At 61.8% G+C, this 17,572-nt stretch carries 12 protein-coding genes; 2 read left to right on the plus strand and 10 right to left on the minus strand.

Annotated features, from left to right (window positions below; all coding sequences use genetic code 11):
- Window positions 1-297 precede the first annotated feature (297 nt).
- A complete protein-coding gene (locus I4W09_RS04520) occupies window positions 298-2,775 on the plus strand; it encodes a phosphatidylinositol-specific phospholipase C (RefSeq protein ID WP_196032295.1) in 2,478 nt (825 codons plus the stop codon).
- 94 nt (window positions 2,776-2,869) lie between these two features.
- Here the strand turns inward: I4W09_RS04520 and I4W09_RS04525 are convergent, their stop codons facing one another.
- Together I4W09_RS04525 and I4W09_RS04530 are read right to left on the minus strand one after the other, a co-directional pair.
- Entirely contained in the window at window positions 2,870-3,139 is a 270-nt protein-coding gene (locus I4W09_RS04525; RefSeq protein WP_138112918.1) for a hypothetical protein, read from the minus strand.
- Between the two features lie 228 nt (window positions 3,140-3,367).
- On the minus strand, window positions 3,368-4,705 hold the full coding sequence (locus tag I4W09_RS04530; protein WP_196032298.1) for a TFIIB-type zinc ribbon-containing protein: 1,338 nt from the start codon (window positions 4,703-4,705) through the stop codon (window positions 3,368-3,370).
- A 218-nt stretch (window positions 4,706-4,923) separates the two neighbouring features.
- Between I4W09_RS04530 and I4W09_RS04535 the strand changes: the two genes are divergently transcribed.
- The gene (locus I4W09_RS04535; RefSeq protein ID WP_196032300.1) at window positions 4,924-6,105 is read left to right on the plus strand and encodes a cation diffusion facilitator family transporter; all 1,182 of its coding nucleotides are present in this window, start codon (window positions 4,924-4,926) and stop codon (window positions 6,103-6,105) included.
- A gap of 18 nt (window positions 6,106-6,123) precedes the next feature.
- On the opposite strand, the gene I4W09_RS04540 is transcribed toward I4W09_RS04535, so the two are convergent.
- The 8 genes from I4W09_RS04540 to I4W09_RS04575 all read right to left on the minus strand — a co-directional run bounded on the left by I4W09_RS04540 (window position 6,124) and on the right by I4W09_RS04575 (window position 17,548).
- Window positions 6,124-7,113, minus strand: coding sequence for a hypothetical protein (locus I4W09_RS04540; protein ID WP_196032303.1), 990 nt, complete (start codon window positions 7,111-7,113; stop codon window positions 6,124-6,126).
- Window positions 7,114-7,293: 180 nt separating this feature from the next.
- Entirely contained in the window at window positions 7,294-8,961 is a 1,668-nt protein-coding gene (locus tag I4W09_RS04545) for a formate--tetrahydrofolate ligase (protein ID WP_196032306.1), read from the minus strand.
- Window positions 8,962-9,106: 145 nt separating this feature from the next.
- Window positions 9,107-10,174 (minus strand): Holliday junction branch migration DNA helicase RuvB, encoded by a 1,068-nt coding sequence (gene ruvB, locus I4W09_RS04550; protein ID WP_196032309.1) that lies wholly within the window; start codon window positions 10,172-10,174, stop codon window positions 9,107-9,109.
- Entirely contained in the window at window positions 10,174-10,794 is a 621-nt protein-coding gene (gene ruvA / locus I4W09_RS04555) for a Holliday junction branch migration protein RuvA (protein ID WP_117735947.1), read from the minus strand. Before ruvA ends, ruvB begins: the two co-directional genes overlap by 1 nt.
- Entirely contained in the window at window positions 10,794-11,315 is a 522-nt protein-coding gene (ruvC, locus tag I4W09_RS04560) for a crossover junction endodeoxyribonuclease RuvC (protein ID WP_196032312.1), read from the minus strand. The genes ruvA and ruvC overlap by 1 nt, the downstream gene beginning before the upstream one ends.
- A 137-nt stretch (window positions 11,316-11,452) precedes the next feature.
- Complete coding sequence (locus tag I4W09_RS04565) at window positions 11,453-13,438, minus strand: NAD(+) synthetase (RefSeq protein ID WP_196032315.1); 1,986 nt, start codon at window positions 13,436-13,438, stop codon at window positions 11,453-11,455.
- A gap of 117 nt (window positions 13,439-13,555) precedes the next feature.
- Window positions 13,556-13,918 (minus strand): desulfoferrodoxin family protein, encoded by a 363-nt coding sequence (locus I4W09_RS04570; protein ID WP_035137352.1) that lies wholly within the window; start codon window positions 13,916-13,918, stop codon window positions 13,556-13,558.
- Between the two features lie 165 nt (window positions 13,919-14,083).
- A complete protein-coding gene (locus I4W09_RS04575; RefSeq protein ID WP_196032318.1) occupies window positions 14,084-17,548 on the minus strand; it encodes a DEAD/DEAH box helicase in 3,465 nt (1,154 codons plus the stop codon).
- Window positions 17,549-17,572: the final 24 nt, after the last annotated feature.

Here is a 17,572-nt window from a genome sequence, read left to right on the forward strand (position 1 = left end):
CGAGCGCAGCGGGAAACACGGGCGCAGTGCTAACAAGCGGCGGTACCCCAGCGCTTCGTACCCAGGGAGGGCCGGTAAACCGACCCTCCCTTTATTATGCCGGTAGCCAACGAACGCGAGGATGCCGGACGCCGGAACCGCTCCAAATGTAGCAACAGTACGAAAACGACAAACACCCCAACACGTCCGCCCGCCGATTTATTGCGCCGCGCAGACAATTAAACCAGCATCTTTAAACATCTGAGCAGTATAGTGACCAAAACTATCGCATAACCGCACTCTACGAATGGAGAAGTTATGACCGAACACCACGCCATCAGCCGCCGAGCATTTACGTTGGGCCTTGGACTCGCGGCGTTGTCGCCACTTGCAAGCCTGTCCGAAACCGCGGCATTGGGCATTGGCCCACGAGCGGCATTTGCAGACGACGCTGCCACAGCGTCGGTCAGCCTCGACAATTTCGTCATTCGCCTTCGCCCCGCGGGCTATTTTCGTACCGCGAGCGTCAACGAAGACGGCAACGTCATCGGCAACGTCTGCCATCTGTTTAATGACGGCACGTCCAGCAAGCTCATCCTTGAGGACGTAACGACCAAGAATGACGATACAAACTGGTATGCCATCCGCACCCTGCTCAATTTCGAAGAGCACAAGAAGACGGGCTACAGCATTTGGTCGGTCGATGGCGACTCGGACAAAGATGGAAAGGTTATCCACGTATGGAGTGGCGAACATGACGGCAAGCCCAGCCGCTCTTTTGCGTTCGACCGCCAGCTAAACGGAACCTACATCATCCGAGACCGCACGGTCGAGAAAGAAACCGAGAAAAAAGACATTAAGTACCTGGCAATAGAATCGAACGGCAAAGACCAGGACAACAATAAGATCTGCCATAAGAGTGAGAGCATTCCGTGGGAGCTCGAACTTATCGGTTACGACATGAAAAAGAACGATGCCACGGTTAGCAGCCTCGACTGGATCACGTATAGCAGCTACGTCGACGGACCATGTTGGATGAAATACGTCGACGACAACAAGTTCCTCGACGAGCTGAGCATCCCGGGTACGCACGATTCGGGCACCTGCAGCGTGGACAACGACACTGAGCCCCAATCCTCGCAAGTAAAATGCCAGCAGGATTACATTCCCACGCAGCTGCTCGAAGGCATTCGCTATTTTGATATCCGTCTCGGAAAGGGCGACAACCCTGGCATCTGCCACGGGGATTTCTACCTATTCAAAAAAGACGGGGACTATCTGCATCTCTCCGATGTCATCGGGTACTTTAAAACGTTTTTGAGCGAAAACCCGAGAGAAGCGCTTATCATGCTCGCATCGCGCGGCAACGACGAGGCTACCGATGACAGTGTTACGACGGCTTTCGCCAAGGTTATGGGCGATAATCCCGATCTGTTCTACACGTCGAGCCATGTCCCCACGCTGGGCGAGGTTCGCGGAAAGATCGTTCTGCTGCGTCGATTTAGGCTCGCCGGCAACAGTGTAAGCGGCCACACGTGGGGCCTCGACCTTACCGAATGGGATGACAAGATCAAGGCTCACTCCGACAGCGCCACTATGTGTCTCGTCCAAGACGCGCGGGGCTTTGAAGCCGCGGGGGAAACAGGCGACAAAGAGCCCTATTGCACCAAGGTATACGCCCAGGACAAGTACAAACTCTCGGGAACCGACAAGCTCAGCTGGGTCGATAATGCGCTGAAGGAAACGACCGGGCGCACGCGCAACGAGGTAGATGTCGAGGACGATAACGGGGCCAAGGAGAAAGTCCTGGAGCGTTGCTGGTCTATCAACTACACCAGCTGCACGGGCTTGTCGCACGGAGGCAATCCTTTTACCTCGGCACGAGTAGTCAACGAGCATCTGTATAAGAGCCCGTACATCAATCCCAGCGGCATCGAGGATACAAAGTCAGATTACCTCAAGCACATTGGCATCATCGCATCCGACTTTGTTGATGCGGCGCTGGCCCGGAGCATCTATCAGCGCAATTACGATACGGAGCACAAGCAGACGGCTTCGTGCTACCTCCCAGCCCGCATGCACATGACATATGGCGACTCGCTGAGCGACGCCTCGCTCCAGGACGGCAAGACCGTTGGCGAGGGTCATTTCCGCCTCGTCGACAGCAGCAACGTACTCAACGTGGCGGCTTCGGGCCATGCGTTTGCCATCGAATATGTGGATGTCGACGCCTTGGGCAACGAGACCGTTACGGAGCTGCGGGGCTCCGTGCCCATCGATATCGATCCACGCGCGCTGACGCCCCATTTTGAGGGACTCGAAGGCCTTAAGGCCGGCGAAGACGTGCGCGCCAAGATTGCGGCATCACTCGAGGGCAAGCTCGAAACCGATGCCTGCACGGCCCAGCTCGAGTTTATGCACGGCGCGAACGGCGCTCCGGGCACAGCAATGGCCGAGGGCGAAACATTTGCCGCAGGAACGTACTGGGTGCGCGTGAACGGTCTCTTGGGCGGCGCGGCGCAGAACTACACGCTCGCCAGCGACGGAGCCGCAAGCTTTACCGTAGCGGCCTCGGGCAGTGCAGGCGGCACCGGCAGCGGCACGGGTTCCAACGCAGACGGCGCCGACAAGAACGGCGGCGGCAACAAGAGCAAGGGCTCGACCGGAAAACTCGCCGACACGGGCGACGGATCTGGCGTTGCCGCCGGGCTCGCTGCCGCCGCCGTGGCGACAACGGTCGCCGGCGCGGCAATGCTTGCCAATGACCGCGAAGACAGTGAAGGCGCTAGCGAATAGGCAAGCCGGCCTTTTAGACACATCGACTCAATCGGGGGCGCAGAGCACCGTTCTGTGCCCCCGATTTTTACCTTGGCCCGAACGCCGCTATCGGCTACATCACCATGTTCAGCGCGTTCACAAATTCCTGGGCCTTCGCACGGCTACTCAGGCTAAAGACGCAAGCGGTCAACAGCCTGTTACGTAGGAAAACGTCGCGGCCCTTGATCCTGTTAACCCCCGTGATGTCCTTAAGGTAGACAATCTCGGTGTGCTTGCCACCAAAAGTGCCCTTCTTGAGCACCTCAATACGGTTGGGGTAGATCTTGACGTCTTTATACCTACCCGAACCCTTGTCCTGAAACAGCAAGGTGTTGTTGTCCATACGCGTCACTCCCGTGGGGTTCGCTAAAACTGTCTCTATGGCCACATTTTAGTCACTTCGGGAATCCTGCACGAAAGCGCTCGGCGACATTGGAATTCGAGTCCGCGCGAAGACCTTTAATGAAGTGCCCAGCACTTCCCCGCAACACAAAAACGGGGCAGCCCGCACTTCTGCGGACTGCCCCGTTCCTCTAACTATCGCATCGCAGCGCCAACCGGCTGCGCTTCCTTACTTCCCAAATAGCGCACCCAGCAGACCGCGGCGTTTGGGCTTTTCTTCTCGGTAGGAACCCTCGGCAACCGCTGCAACCTGGCGCGGTTGCTCGCAGCCTCCACGGCGTACGATCTGGTATAGGAACGGCGATTTAACGTATTTGACCTCGATGGGCGTGGCGTGCACGGTGCTTTCGCTCGACAGCATCACGTTGGGATTGAGCGGTGCCACCACATGCGTCTCGCGCTTGTCACTAAACACCACCGCAGCCGCGCGGCCCGTCTGGCCGTTCACGGCGATGCGCACCTGTTCGCCATCGCGACTATCCGAGGCAGGACGATCGACAAAGTACACCGGCACCATAACCAAGCCGTCCTTGTGCTTGCGGGCCTTGCGCGCCCACGTGCGGATGCTCTTTTTATTGAGCCCCAGTACAGCCTCGGCGTCGTTGCCCGCAACGTCGAGCGCCAACTTATCAATGACCACCTGGTCCTTGGTAGACGCATCGACTGAGACAACGCGAAAGTCACCTTCCTGCATGGCGGGATCGAACGGACCGACCTTGGCAAAGTCCCACGGCTCCAAAATGCCCATGAGGCGAACGTCCAGGTAGTTTGCCCTGGGGTATGCCCAGTCGAGCACCTCGTAGTACACCAAGGCCTCCTTGCTCAGGCCCTTGCCCGGGAAGCTCGCCATCATGCGCAAGTCCGCCAGCGCCATGGGGAAATAGAAGAGCATCATGTCGTTTTGGATCGCGTCTTCCACGTCGTGCCCGGCAAAGGCATCCGGATACTGGCGCACCAGCTGCAGCGCGTTGGCACGTGCCTGCTGCGGCGAGATTTCGCAGGGAATACCCTGCTCGGGCACATACTCCGCACCAACGCCCATGGTCAGGCGCTTGCTAAACGTCCCCGGCTTGAGCAGGTCCGCAATGCCAATCTTATTGCCGCAGGACGGGCACTCAAACACACGCTGCGTTGACTCGCCCTCAAAGGACGCTCCGCAGAAGGGGCAAGGAATGCTCACATGCGTGGCCTCTTGGAACTCCTGCGCCGTGCCGCGATCCTCCCACAGCAGATGTTCCAGGACCGACTGATTGCGCCAGTGCGCATTGAAGAAATACCAGTCCGGGTCCTGCGGGCGCTCGAGTTGCGACACATGCGTGAGTTTGAGCAGTCCATCCACCACCGTCAACGGCGTATGGCGAATACCCAAAGCGCTCTTGGGCTCTCCGGCGTCCGCCTGCCACGGAACCACCGTGCCGCAATAGGCGCACTCAAAGCTGCGCTTAGCCTGGTGCGAGTACATAGGGCCGCCGCAGTTTTGACATTTAATGGCAAACATCTCGTCCATGGAAACGTCCTCCTTTGCACAGGGGCTGTCGACATTAAGTATGTCGAGCAAGCAGGCACATGCCCATACCCATGTGGCCCAAAATGGACCACCCAGGCAGACGAGAAGGCTCGCTCGTTAGCACCGGCAGACTATTGCTGCATTTTCTGAGCATCGGCGCACGGCGCCCCCGTGCGAGCTACACTATCCCCTTAAACATGATTGTGAGGACGACCGCTATGCTATTTGTAAATCGGCTGGTACATACGCTTGTTCCCGGCAGCGAGAGCGAGCCGGTCGATGCATCTTGCCGCACCAACGCGGGCTTTTCCGCAAGCCTCGTCTGCATTGGCCTCAACATCACCCTGTGCCTGGCCAAGGGCATCGCGGGTCTGCTCGCCGGCTCCGTCTCCCTCATCGCCGACGCTTTCAACAACCTCTCCGATGCCTCGAGCAACATTGTGAGCCTGCTCGGTTTCCGCCTTGCCAGCCGCCCGGCAGACGAAGGCCACCCCTATGGTCACGGCCGCTACGAGTACCTAGCCGGCCTGTTCGTCGCCGTCCTGGTTTGCGCCGTCGGCATCAACCTGATTCTCGAGTCGGTCACCAAGATCATCAAGCCCTCGCCCACCGCTTACACGTTTATTTCCCTTGCGGCACTGGCTACGTCCATGCTCGTTAAGCTCTGGATGGCAGCGTTCAACCGCACGCTGGGCGATCGCATCGACTCCGAAACGCTCATCGCCACGGCGCAGGACTCCAAAAACGACGTCATCACCTCGGGCTCGGTCTTGGTGGCGGCGCTTATTTCGCAGACGACCGGCTTTGATCTCGACGGCTGGGCAGGCCTGGGTGTGGGCATCTTCATCTGCATCAGCGGTCTGGGCCTGGTGCGCGACGCCATCAGCCCGTTGCTGGGGCAAGCGCCCGACCCCAAGCTCGTCCAGGCAATCCGCGACAAGATCATGTCCTATCCGCAGGTCCTGGGCACACACGACCTCATGGTGCACGACTACGGCCCCGGTCGTCAGTTTGCCAGCGCCCACGTGGAGATGCCCGGCGAGGGCGACGCGTTTGAGCACCACGAGATTCTGGACACCATCGAGCACGACATCAAGCGCCAGATGGGCATTGGTATCACGCTGCACTGCGACCCCATCGCGACAACCGGCGATGACTTGCGCGGCTGGGTCAAGCGCGGCGTCATGCAGATCGATCCCGCGCTCTCCATCCACGATCTGCACGAGCACGACGGGTTCGTTTCGTTTGACCTGGTGCGTCCCGACGGCTTTGACATATCCGACGAGGAGCTGCTGGAGCTCGTCACGCGCATCGTGCACGAGCGCCGGCCCGATGTCTCATGCGTCGTCACGTTTGATTCGGGCTTCAGCTCGCCCGAGCGTCCGGCCGAGCAGCTGTAGCCCCGCTCCGCTCGTCCGCTAGTTTCCCTGCGCGCCCGAGATGCCGTTTTGCAGGGCGTTCCAGGCATCCGTCGCCATGCCGCCCAAGTTCTGCGCGGTATCGCCCAGGTTCTGAGCGGTGTCGCCCAGCTCTTGCGCCTTGTCTCCCAACTCCTGCGCCTTGTTGCTCAAGTCCTCCAGCGTATTGGAGCTCGAGCTGTCGGTACCGCTTTGGCCGTCGGACGAGTTGCCCGAACTGTTCTTGTGCGTGAGTTGAATTTCGAGGTTGCCGTTGTCGTTATAGTAGGCAGAAGTAACGACCCAGTTGGCATCGACGACGGGCGTTGAGCCATCATCAGTCAGGACCACGGCATTCGAAAGATCGACGCCGCGCGACTTGAGGATCTTCTTGGCGTTGGACCAGTACTGCCCCGGGATATCACTCAAATCGACGGTGCTAGACGAGGCGGACTCGGTTTGCTCGGCAGTGGTATCGGCCGTTGAACTCCCTCGCTTGTTGAGCATGCCCGACACGATGGCAAACACAACCGACAGCGCAAAGAAGATCGCCAGCACGATGAGGATCTTCTTAATCACGCTCGACGAACGCGACGGCGTCTCTTCCTCGTCCTCGCCATATTGCGGAATCGACTTGGGGTACTCGCGATACGGCTCGCGCGACTCGTAGCGAGGCTGCGCCGTGCGAGGCATATACGTCGTCTGCTGAGGCTGCGGAATGGGATTCTGCGGCAGGTCATCATAGGGATTCGGCGTCGAGGCGGCATAAGAATCCTGCGGCGCGTAATCAAACGGGTCTGCCGCCGCGTTGCCATAGGGGCTTTGCAAAGATGCAGCGTAAGGGTCCTGCGCCGCGTCGCCATAGCCCATAACTCGTGTGGGCTCGGCAGAAGGCTGCGTCGCGGCGGGGTCGACATAACCGGGGTTGGGAACAACGCGGGTCGCATCGGCGCTATCGCCAGCCTGCGCGGAACCGCAGCCGCCCATCACGGTTGTCTTGTCCTGATCCATGCAACGATTCCTTTCCGTCGCCTGTAAGCATCAAGTTATCCATGCATTCTACCAGCGCAAAAGCCTATGATGGGCAGAGTCCGTCGGTATCTACAAGACATGCGCGGGCCTAAGGATCAAAAAGCCCCGCCGGGCCTTGGTAGGCGCGACGGGGCGGGCAAGCGGCTATGAGCAGCGAGCTTAGAACAGGCCGGTGATATTGCCGTCGTTGTCGACGTCGATGTTCTCGGCCGCGGGAACCTTGGGCAGGCCAGGCATGGTCAGAACGCTGCCGGTCAGCGCGACCACAAAGTGGGCACCGGCGGAAACCTTGAGCTCGCGCACGGTGATGCGGAAGCCCTCGGGAGCGCCCAGCGCCTTGGCGTTGTCGCTAAAGCTGTACTGCGTCTTGGCCACGCATACCGGCAGGTTGCCAAAGCCGTTCTCGCGCAGCTCGGCGAGCTGGCGCTTGGCAGCCGGCGTAAAGTCGACACCGTCGGCGCGGTAGATCTTGGTGGCAACGGCCTCGAGGGCGTCGGCCACATCGGCACCGTCCTCGTAGGCAAACTTGAGCTCGCTCGGCTGCTCGATCAGGCGCATGACCTCATCGGCCAGGTCGAGCGCGCCCTCGCCGCCCTTAGCCCAAACCTCGGACAGCTTAACGTTGACACCGAGCTTCTGGCACTCGGACTCGATGAGCTCGAGTTCGGCCTCGGTGTCCGTCGGGAAGCGGTTGATGGCGACCACGCAGGGCAGACCGTAGACATTCTGAATGTTGTCGACGTGGCGCAGCAGGTTGGGCATGCCGGCCTTGAGGGCCTCGAGGTTCTCCTCGTTGAGGTCGGCCTTGGCGACACCGCCGTTGTACTTAAGCGCGCGAGCGGTGGCGACGATCACGACGGCGTTGGGACGAACGCCCGTCATGCGGCACTTGATGTCGAGGAACTTCTCGGCACCCAGGTCGGCGCCAAAACCGGCCTCGGTAATGGCGACGTCGCCAAAACGCATGGCCATACGCGTGGCCATGATGGAGTTGCAGCCGTGGGCGATATTGGCGAAGGGACCGCCGTGGACAAACGCAGGCGTGCCCTCGAGCGTCTGAACCAGGTTGGGTTTGAGCGCGTCCTTGAGCAGGGCCGCCATGGCACCCTGAGCCTTAAGGTCACGAGCGCGGACGGGCTCGCCGGCAAAGCTATAGCCGACAACAATCTCGCCCAGGCGCTCCTTAAGATCGTTGATGCTCGTGGACAGGCACAGGATTGCCATGACCTCGGAGGCAACAGTGATGTCGAAGCCATCCTCGCGCGGCACGCCCTGGGCTTTGCCGCCAATGCCGTCGATAACATGGCGCAGCTGACGATCGTTCATGTCGACAACGCGCTTCCAGGTGATGCGCTTAACGTCGATGCCGAGCTGGTTGCCCTGCTGAATATGGTTGTCGAGCATGGCGGCCAGCAGGTTGTTGGCGGCACCGATAGCGTGGAAGTCACCGGTAAAGTGCAGGTTGATGTCCTCCATGGGGATGACCTGGGCCCAGCCGCCGCCGGCGGCACCGCCCTTGACGCCAAAGACGGGGCCGAGCGAAGGCTCGCGCAGGGCCACGGCGCTCTTGACGCCGCGACGACGCAGACCGTCGGCCAGGCCGATGGTCGTGGTGGTCTTGCCCTCGCCTGCGGGCGTGGGATTGATAGCGGTCACGAGGACAAGCTTGGCCTGGTGATCAGTTGGCTCGTTGAGCAGGGAATAGTCGACCTTTGCCTTGTCAAAGCCGTACGGAATCAGATGCTTAACGTCGACGCCGGCGTTCTTGGCCACCTCGGTAATAGGCAGCGGCGTAACAGAACGTGCGATTTCGATGTCAGTAGGCATGGGCGGTCCTTTCGTTACCGGATGAGAAAAAGACCAATCCAGCATAGCACGCGCGCGCAATAGTAAAACGCCCGTAACCGACGAACGGTGATATGTTTACCCGATGCCCAGCGATAGCCTACAGATGCGCTAAACAAGCCCATTCCTACAGGGTTGGCTCAATACCCAAATGCTCGAATGTGCGAAGGGTTGCCTGGCGGCCCTGGGGTGTGCGGATCATCAATCCGCACTGCAGCAGATAGGGCTCGTAGACATCCTCGAGCGTGCCCGGGTCCTCGCCCACCGCGCTGGCAAGCGTGGTCAGGCCGACGGCACGGCCGGAGAACGTCTTGGCAAGCGTCTCCAAGATTCGAATGTCCATCCAGTCCAGACCAAGCTCATCGATCTCAAAGAACTCGAGCGCCTGGCGGCAGATATCGAGCTCGATGGGACCGTTGCCGCGCACCTGCGCGTAGTCGCGCACGCGCTTGAGCAGACGGTTGGCCAAGCGCGGCGTACCACGCGAGCGCGAGCCGATCTCGAGTGCGCTGGGATGGTCGATCGTCACACCCAGAATGGTCGCCGAGCGTGTCACAATCTGGGCGAGCTCCTCAACGGTGTAGTAATCCAGGCGATATGAAATGCCAAAGCGGTCGCGTAGCGGGCCGGTCAACATGCCCGAGCGAGTCGTTGCCGCCACCAGCGTGAACTTGGGGATATCCAGGCGAATCGAGCGTGCAGCCGGACCCTTGCCGATCACAATATCGAGGGCAAAGTCCTCCATCGCAGGATACAGGACCTCCTCGACCGAGCGGTTGAGGCGGTGGATCTCGTCGATAAACAGCACGTCACCCGGTTGCAAGTTAGTCAGGATGGCCGCCAGGTCGCCCGTGCGCGCGATGGCAGGGCCACTCGTGGTCTTGATCTGAGCGCCCAGCTCGTTGGCGATAACCGTAGCCAGCGTGGTCTTTCCCAGACCCGGAGGGCCCGAGAAGATCACGTGGTCGAGCGTCTCGCCACGGCTCTGCGCCGCCTCGATCAACACGCGCAGGCTCTGCTTGATGTGCTCCTGACCGCAGTAGTCGTCCAGGCGCTGGGGACGCAGGGTACGGTCGACATCGAGGTCCTCGGGCGTCAGCTCCGAGCCCACCATGCGCTCACCGTGCGCCATGGATGCCGCCGGCGAGCTGCCGGGCGTCGCCCACAGGTCCTGAGAGTCATCGGCTTCCCACATCACGCATCCATTCCAAGTCGCTTAAGCGCCGCGCCGAGCAGATCCTCGACACGCATATTCTGCCCATCATACCCGCTCAGGGCAACATCGGTCTCCTGCGGGCTAAAGCCCATGGAAAGGAGCGCCGCACGAGCGTCATCGATTGCCGAGGGAGCGGCGGCGGGAACCGGCATCGCAACCTGTCCGGGAATCACGTCGACCGGCACAAAGCCCTTATCCTTGGCAAAGGTGCTCTTGAGTTCCAGGATCAGGCGCTGAGCTGTCTTTTTGCCCACACCGGGTACCTTGGCCATGCCCTTGTCATCCTCGGCCATTACCAGGGAATACAGCTGCCCCACGGTATAGGTGGAGAGCACGGCGAGCGCCAGGCGCGGACCGACGCCCGAGACGGACACGAGCCGATCGAACATCGTGCGCTCGTCCTTGGAGGCAAAACCAAAGAGCGTCATGGCGTCCTCACGCACCTGCATGCGCGTGTAGAGGCGAACCTCGCCGCCGGGCGTAGGCAGCGTAGCGGCGGTGCTGCCCGAGATGCCGAGCTCAAAGCCCACGCCCGACACATCGACGACGGCCGAGCTCATCGTGGCCTCGACGAGCGTTCCATGGAGCTGGGAAATCATCAGTATCCGGTTCCTCTCTGTTGATAGAACTCGCCGCCGGTAAGCGCCCGGGTGCGGCTGAGGTTAACGTGGCAGATGGCGCAAGCCAGGGCATCGGCGGCATGGTCGGGATGCGGGTCGTGGTCGAGCTGCGTGAGCGTGCGCACCATGTAGGCGACCTGCCGCTTATCTGCGGCACCGGTGCCCACCACAGCCTGCTTGATCTGCATGGGCGTGTACTCGCCAATCTCGAGCGCGCACTCCGAAAGCGCCACGAGCGCGGCACCGCGGGCATGCGCCGTCGGGATTGCCGAGCGAACGTTGGCGCCAAAGTAAATGCTCTCGATAGCAGCGGTATCGGGTCGATAACGCTCCACGACACCCTTGAGGTCGCGGGCGATATGCGACAGGCGCACCGCGAGCGGGCTTCCGGCACTGGTCTCAATACAGCCGTAGGCACGACAGCGAACCTCGCCACGTCGCTCCTCGATAACCCCCCAACCCGTATGGGCCAAACCGGGGTCGATACCCAAAATGACCAAGCCAACCTCCCCTCGCCACAAGCGCAGCACAAGGCAAGGCCCCGTGCACTATTCACGAACGTCTGTTCTAGAATAACACAACGGGGCCAAGACGCTTAGTTGAAGTATCGGGGTTGGGAGCGAATCCCATCCCATAGTTAGTTTTGGCTGAAGAATGGGAACTGCCTCGGGTCCACCGGCGGGTGCGGCATCGGTCCGCCCTGGGGCCCACCCTGCGGTCCGCCCTGGCCGCCCATCATCTTTTCGATGGCGTCCTGGACCTCGCCCTCAAACTTCTTCATGCCCTCGTGCAGGCGGCGCTGGCCATCCTCGGAGCGCAACTCCTCCATCTGCTCGGGCGAAATACCCAGCAGCTCGCCCAAAATGCCCATCATCTCACCACGCATACGGTCACTCGTATCGTCGTCGGCAAAACGACGCACCTCGGCGCGCGCCAGAGAATCGACCGTCATGCGCTCCTTGCCGCTCAGCCCCAGGTCGGACCACGCGAGCATATACGGCCAGGCACGCTCGGCAAACGAACGGGCCGAGACGATCGGCGCCGTCGGCAGCTGGCGGCGAGCCGCCTCTCCCTGGCGCACGAGCATCAGCAGCAACGAACATGCCTCGGGCTTGCCAGCGGCCATCGGAATGTCGTCGAAGGGTCGGTTGCGGTCGACGTGTGACTCGAGTGTGCCGTCGACCTCGCCCGGCTCGAGCCCACCGAGTAGCTGCGCCGCGCGGTCGAGCATGTCGACTGGTCCGTCAAGCGTCGAGAGCGCTTGCGCCAGCACGCGCTCCATGCAATCCTCCACCGCGTTGAGCGTCACGAGCTCCTGCGGCACCACGGCAGACGTACGGTTGCGTACGCGCGCCACAAACTCGAGCGTCGACAGGTATACGTCACCAAAGGGCGCATAATCGCCCTGGTAGCCACCGCAAAGCGCGGGCGCCGCCAGCGCGTACTCAGTTTTGGACAGCGGGCTCAGAGCCATCGCGCCCAGCTCGAGCGCCGTGTCCTCCAGCATGAGGCCCAGCGTGCGCGAGCGCAGACGCTCGGCGTCGCCCGCCGACACATCGCGGTCGAGCACACGCGCGGCATCCGGCGCATCGCGCTCAACCGTACGAATATGCAGGCGCTCGGCAATGGCGCGGACGGCGGCGCAGCGGGCAGCCTCGGCTTCTTCCTGCGCCGGCGTAAAGATGCGGTTGCGTCCCAGCACCAGGCCGACCACATTGCGCGGACCCAGAGCGTCAACGGCAAGCGCCGCCAGCAGGGACGACGGCAAGTCGCCCTCGAGCGCTACCACGGCGTGCGACGTACCATGGGCACGGGCGTTATCGCGCATAGCGAGCACCAGCGCCTGCCACAGCCATTCCTCGGAGCGAAACTCGGGCAGCTCGTGGTCCTCCAAAGCATCGAGCATCACACCGCGCTGGATCTCCTGAACCAGTAGGCTCTCCTCAAAACACGGCGCTTGGGCCACCACGCGGCCGCAGTCGTCGAGCACAAACGAGCCGCCGGTATACACCGATTCGTCGTACGCACCGACCGGCGCCATGCAGGCAAACCACACGCTGCGCTTGGATGCGATCTTGCGGTAGGCTCCGCTGCGCACGGCGGCGATCGCGGCGGTCTCGCGGTCGGTCATATCGAATGCGTTGAACTGGAAATAGGCAATGAGGTCGACGCCGGTCGGCAGCATCTCGAGCTCGCGGTCCAGGTCGAAGATCACCGCGATGCGCACGCCGTCCACGTCGAACACCGGCGGAGCCCAACGCGCGTCGTTGCTCTCGCCACGCTGCAGGGCAATGCTCGCACGCGCGGGTACCACGCGACCGTCCTTGAGCATCATATAGTCGAGCAGAGGTTGGCCCTCAAACGAAACCGCTGCGGGCACGATGCAAATCATATCGAGCTCTTGGATACGCTCGGCTACGCCGGTCAAACCGGCAAGCATGTCGTGCTCAAAATCGGCAGCGCCCACCAGGCCGCCGGGTAGGGCTCCCATAAAGAGCGGAGCCGGCACGCACAGCACGCGCGCACCGCGCTCGTGGGCCAGGCGCGCCTGGTCCTCGATGCGACCGCAGATACCCTCAATATCACCCAGGCGCATATCGATCTGTGCAAGTGCGAGCTTCATGGCTCAGCCCTTTCCGTCGTAAACCGTCGCTATCGCAGTAAAAGCGCCGGCCGCAAGATGCAGTCGGCGCTTGCATGTGCATATGCTAGCTATGATACCCCGAGCGGGAGCGCGCTCCTAGAACGTCGCGGACCACAGCCCGTGCAGGTTGCAATAGGCATAGACGGTACCGGTCTTGGAGCCGCCCGCGAAAAACGTCGCGGGTTTCATGCCGGGCTCAAGGTAATGGACCTCTAAGCGGCCCTCGGCCTCAAGGGCGATCCACTCAATGTAGTGCTCGGGCAGGCTGGGGTGCTCGACCGAGCCAACGCGTGCGCGAATCACGTGACCGTCACGCTCGGTCTCGACAACAGGCACGTGCTTCTCGTGCGCCGCGTCCTCAGTGTTTGCAGTCAGCTCCGTGCAACCGGCAGGGGTCGCAACGCCGTCGCCAAGGGCAGCGATGAGCTTGCCGTCGGGGTCCTTAAAGAATTTCGCCATGATGTTCTCCTTTGCTGATGTGCCAATGTTCTCGATGGTTCTTATGCCCAAAGGCAGACAAACCATCCACGGCATTGCAAATGAACACATAACGGATCAGGCAAGCGGTCGGGCCAAAATGCGTCGACCGTCCTGCCCACTCCAGCAGTCCCACCCCGCGCGCGGCTAGCGCCCGTCGCCGCCCAGCAGCGCCAGAACATCTTCGCGGGTAAACAACGCCGACGAGATGCCGTCGCCGCCGAGCACGCTGTTGACCAGGTCGCGCTTGGACTCCTGCATCTGCATAATGCGCTCCTCGATCGTGTCCTTGGCGATGAGCTTGTACACGGTCACGGTATGCTGCTGACCAATACGATGCGCGCGGTCGGTCGCCTGGTCCTGCGCGGCCACGTTCCACCACGGGTCGTAGTGAATGACCACATCGGCCGCCGTCAGGTTAAGGCCCACGCCGCCCGCCTTGAGCGAAATCAAAAAGACCGGAACCTCGCCCGCTTGGAACTGCGCGACCATCTTGGCGCGGCTCTCCTTAGACGAAGCGCCCGTGAGCTTAAGGAAGGCGATGTCCTCCTTGGCCAAGCGCTTACCGATAATATCGAGCATACCCGTAAACTGGCTGAACAATAGGATGCGATGTCCGCCGTCGAGTGCGCCGTGCACGAGCTCCATGCACGTATCGAGCTTGGCGCTCCCCGCCTTGTAATCCTCGTAGTGTAGACGCGGGTCGCAGCAGATCTGGCGCAGCTTGGTGAGCTCGGCGAGCACCTTGAGCTTGTCTTTCTTAAACTCGGATGACTCGCGGTGCTGCACCTGTTGGGCGATACGGTCCTGGTTGGCCAGGTAGAGCTTGCGCTGCTCGCCGGTGAGCTGCGCCATGACCGTATCCTCGATCTTCTCGGGCAGGTCGGCCACCACGTCTTCCTTGACACGGCGCAGCACAAACGGCGACACGAGCGCTTGCAGGCGAGCGGCACTGTCGCCCTCGGCATGCTCGACCGGGCTTTCGAAGCGCTTGGCAAACGACTCGCGCGTGCCAAGTAGGCCCGGCATCAAAAAGTCGAAGATGCTCCAGAGCTCGGATAGGCGGTTTTCGATGGGCGTGCCCGTCAGGGCAAAGCGCACGCCGGCCGGCAGGCGCTTGGTGGCACGCGCCACCTGGGTGAGCGGGTTTTTAATGTACTGGGCCTCATCGAGTACCACGCGGGCAAAGTCCTGCTCGACGTACTCGTCGATATCGCGCCGCATAAGGTCATACGACGTCACGACCACGTTATGCTCGGCCACGCCGGCGATTTGCACGCGACGCTGGGCCTTGGCGCCCACGATGGCGCACACATCGAGCGACGGGGCGAAGCGCTCCAGCTCGGCAGTCCAGTTGTACACGAGCGACGCAGGGCACACCACAAGCGTGGGCTTAATGTCCCCCGCTTCCACGCGCGCCAGGATATGCGCGATCATCTGCAGCGTTTTGCCCAGGCCCATGTCGTCGGCCAAGATGCCGCCAAGGCCCAGGTGTTCGAGCGAGCCGAGCCACTGGTATCCGTCGACCTGGTAGCCGCGCATCGTTGCCTTGAGCGATGCCGGCACCGTAAAGTCCATCTTGCCGAGCGTGTCCAGACGCTCGACGGTACGGCGGAACGCAGCGTCGCGATCGGCCTCGAGCGCGGGCGTGCGCGCGAGCATGCTATCGACGAACAGGGTGCTCGACGCGGGAAGCGACACGCCGTCGAGCAGGTCAACAGCATCGACCCCCAGATCCTCGGCAAGGCCAAACGCGGCTCGGGCACCCTCGTCCAAACGAATGATGTCGCCGGACGTAAGGCGCGCAAACGTCTGGTGACGCTTGTAGGAGTCGAGGTAGATGGCAAGGTCTGACGCCGAAAGGCCGCTCGCGCCCAGTTCGACGTCGAGCAGATTGCTCTTGACGGTCGCACGAACCGAGAGCTTGGGCGCGGGTCGCACCGAAATCTGGCGCAGACGGTCGCTGAGCATGACCTCACCCAGCTCGGACAGGGCGGACAGGCCCTCGGTCAGCAGGCAGAACAAGCTCTCGTCATCGCGCTCCTCAAACGCCAGACCGCCCTCGTAGAAATCGAAGTACAGGGCCGCCGTGTCCATAACACGAAACTCTGCCACCTCGTCGCGGGGCGGCACGCCGGGGCGTTGCTCTTCGAAGGGGCTGCCCGGAGCGCCCAGGCTAAAGAGATCTGCCGACCAGTCGCCGTAGGCAACCGTAATTTTGCAGGTCACAAGCCCATCGTCGACGCCGATCGCCATAGCAAAGCTCGGCTCGGGCGCCACGGTATCGAGCGCGGCGGGCGCGGTAAGGTCGGTATAGTCGCGCAAAATGGGCAGCGCCATACGACAGAACTCCCCCACCTGGTCGACAGCGATATGGATCGGCGTGCGACAGGGCAGTAAGCGCGATAGGAACGGCGCCGCATGCTGGGCAAACGCTACATCGGCGCGGCGCGCACGGCGGGTGTCGACCAGATAGGCAACGTCGCCCGAAGCAAAGCAGTATGCATCGGCCGGCAGGCGTAGATCGTAGCTGCCACCAGCCGCCGGCGCGATTTTGGCGGCAAGGAGCGGTGGGCGCTCAGACAGCGCCTCGTCCTCCCCTTCCGGAGGCATCTCAACCGCCACGTCATAGGTGCGATGCATCGTCGTCCCCCGCGACCAGGCGGGCTCAAAAGAGATGGTCTGGCCGCGCAACAGGTCCAGCACATATACGATGCTATGCTCGGACAGCGGCAACTGACGCTCGGCGACAAAACCGCTGCGGGCAAAGTCGTACGACGCCGAACGCGAGCTTGTGATGTCATCGAGATAGGCAACTGTCGTCACGACAAGGTTGAGCAGCTTTGTCGACACGTCTTCGAAGGCTTCGGGCGTATGGACAAACGTGAGCTTCTTGCCGTACGAGAAGGTGCCGCCGCGCACGTAGGCATCGGCCATGCCGTCGATGTCCTTGACCACGTAGGAGACCGATCCACAGCGAATGCGAAGCTCGAGCGCCCAGCTAAAGCGCTCGGCAAACAGTGGATTGTAATACGGCACCAGCGAGGGCTCCAACACCGCCTTGGGGGCATCGGGATCCACACTGCCGGCGAGCTTGCGGCGCATGCTCGCCAGCTCATCCATGCGCGCGTCCGAAAGATCGGAGAGCGCCGCCATGAGGCTGGGACTCGTGGGGACGGGCGCCGGAAAGGGAAAGTTGGGATTGACGGCCGGCGCTTTGGGCGCGTTGCGCGCGGGCTGTTTCGGCTGCGCCGCAAACGTGCGGACCGGCGTGCGCAAACCTTCGACGGGCTCGGCGCCGCTGGCATCCAAATACGCCAGAGCCGTGGCAATAGCGTGCTTGCACATGCCGGGGTAGCGATAGGCAGCGGGGCAATCGCAGTCGTAGTCGATCACCTCGTGCTCGTCCATGTCGAGCGCCACGTGCGTCTTGTACAGGTCGCCACGCGAACCGCGCACCGAGCCCTCAACCGTCACGTTTTTGGAGAAGCGCGAGCCGCTGTCCTCGATCGACAGCACGGCGCCGTTGAGCATGAGCGAACGCCCCTTCATAAAGGTGCCACTCAGCGCCGCCTCTTTCCGGAGCGCCTGCACAAACGTCCCCTGCGCCATCACTTCCTCCAATCTCACCCGGGG

The sequence above is a fragment of the Collinsella aerofaciens genome (genome assembly GCF_015670795.1).
Classification (GTDB): Bacteria; Actinomycetota; Coriobacteriia; order Coriobacteriales; family Coriobacteriaceae; genus Collinsella; species Collinsella aerofaciens_Q.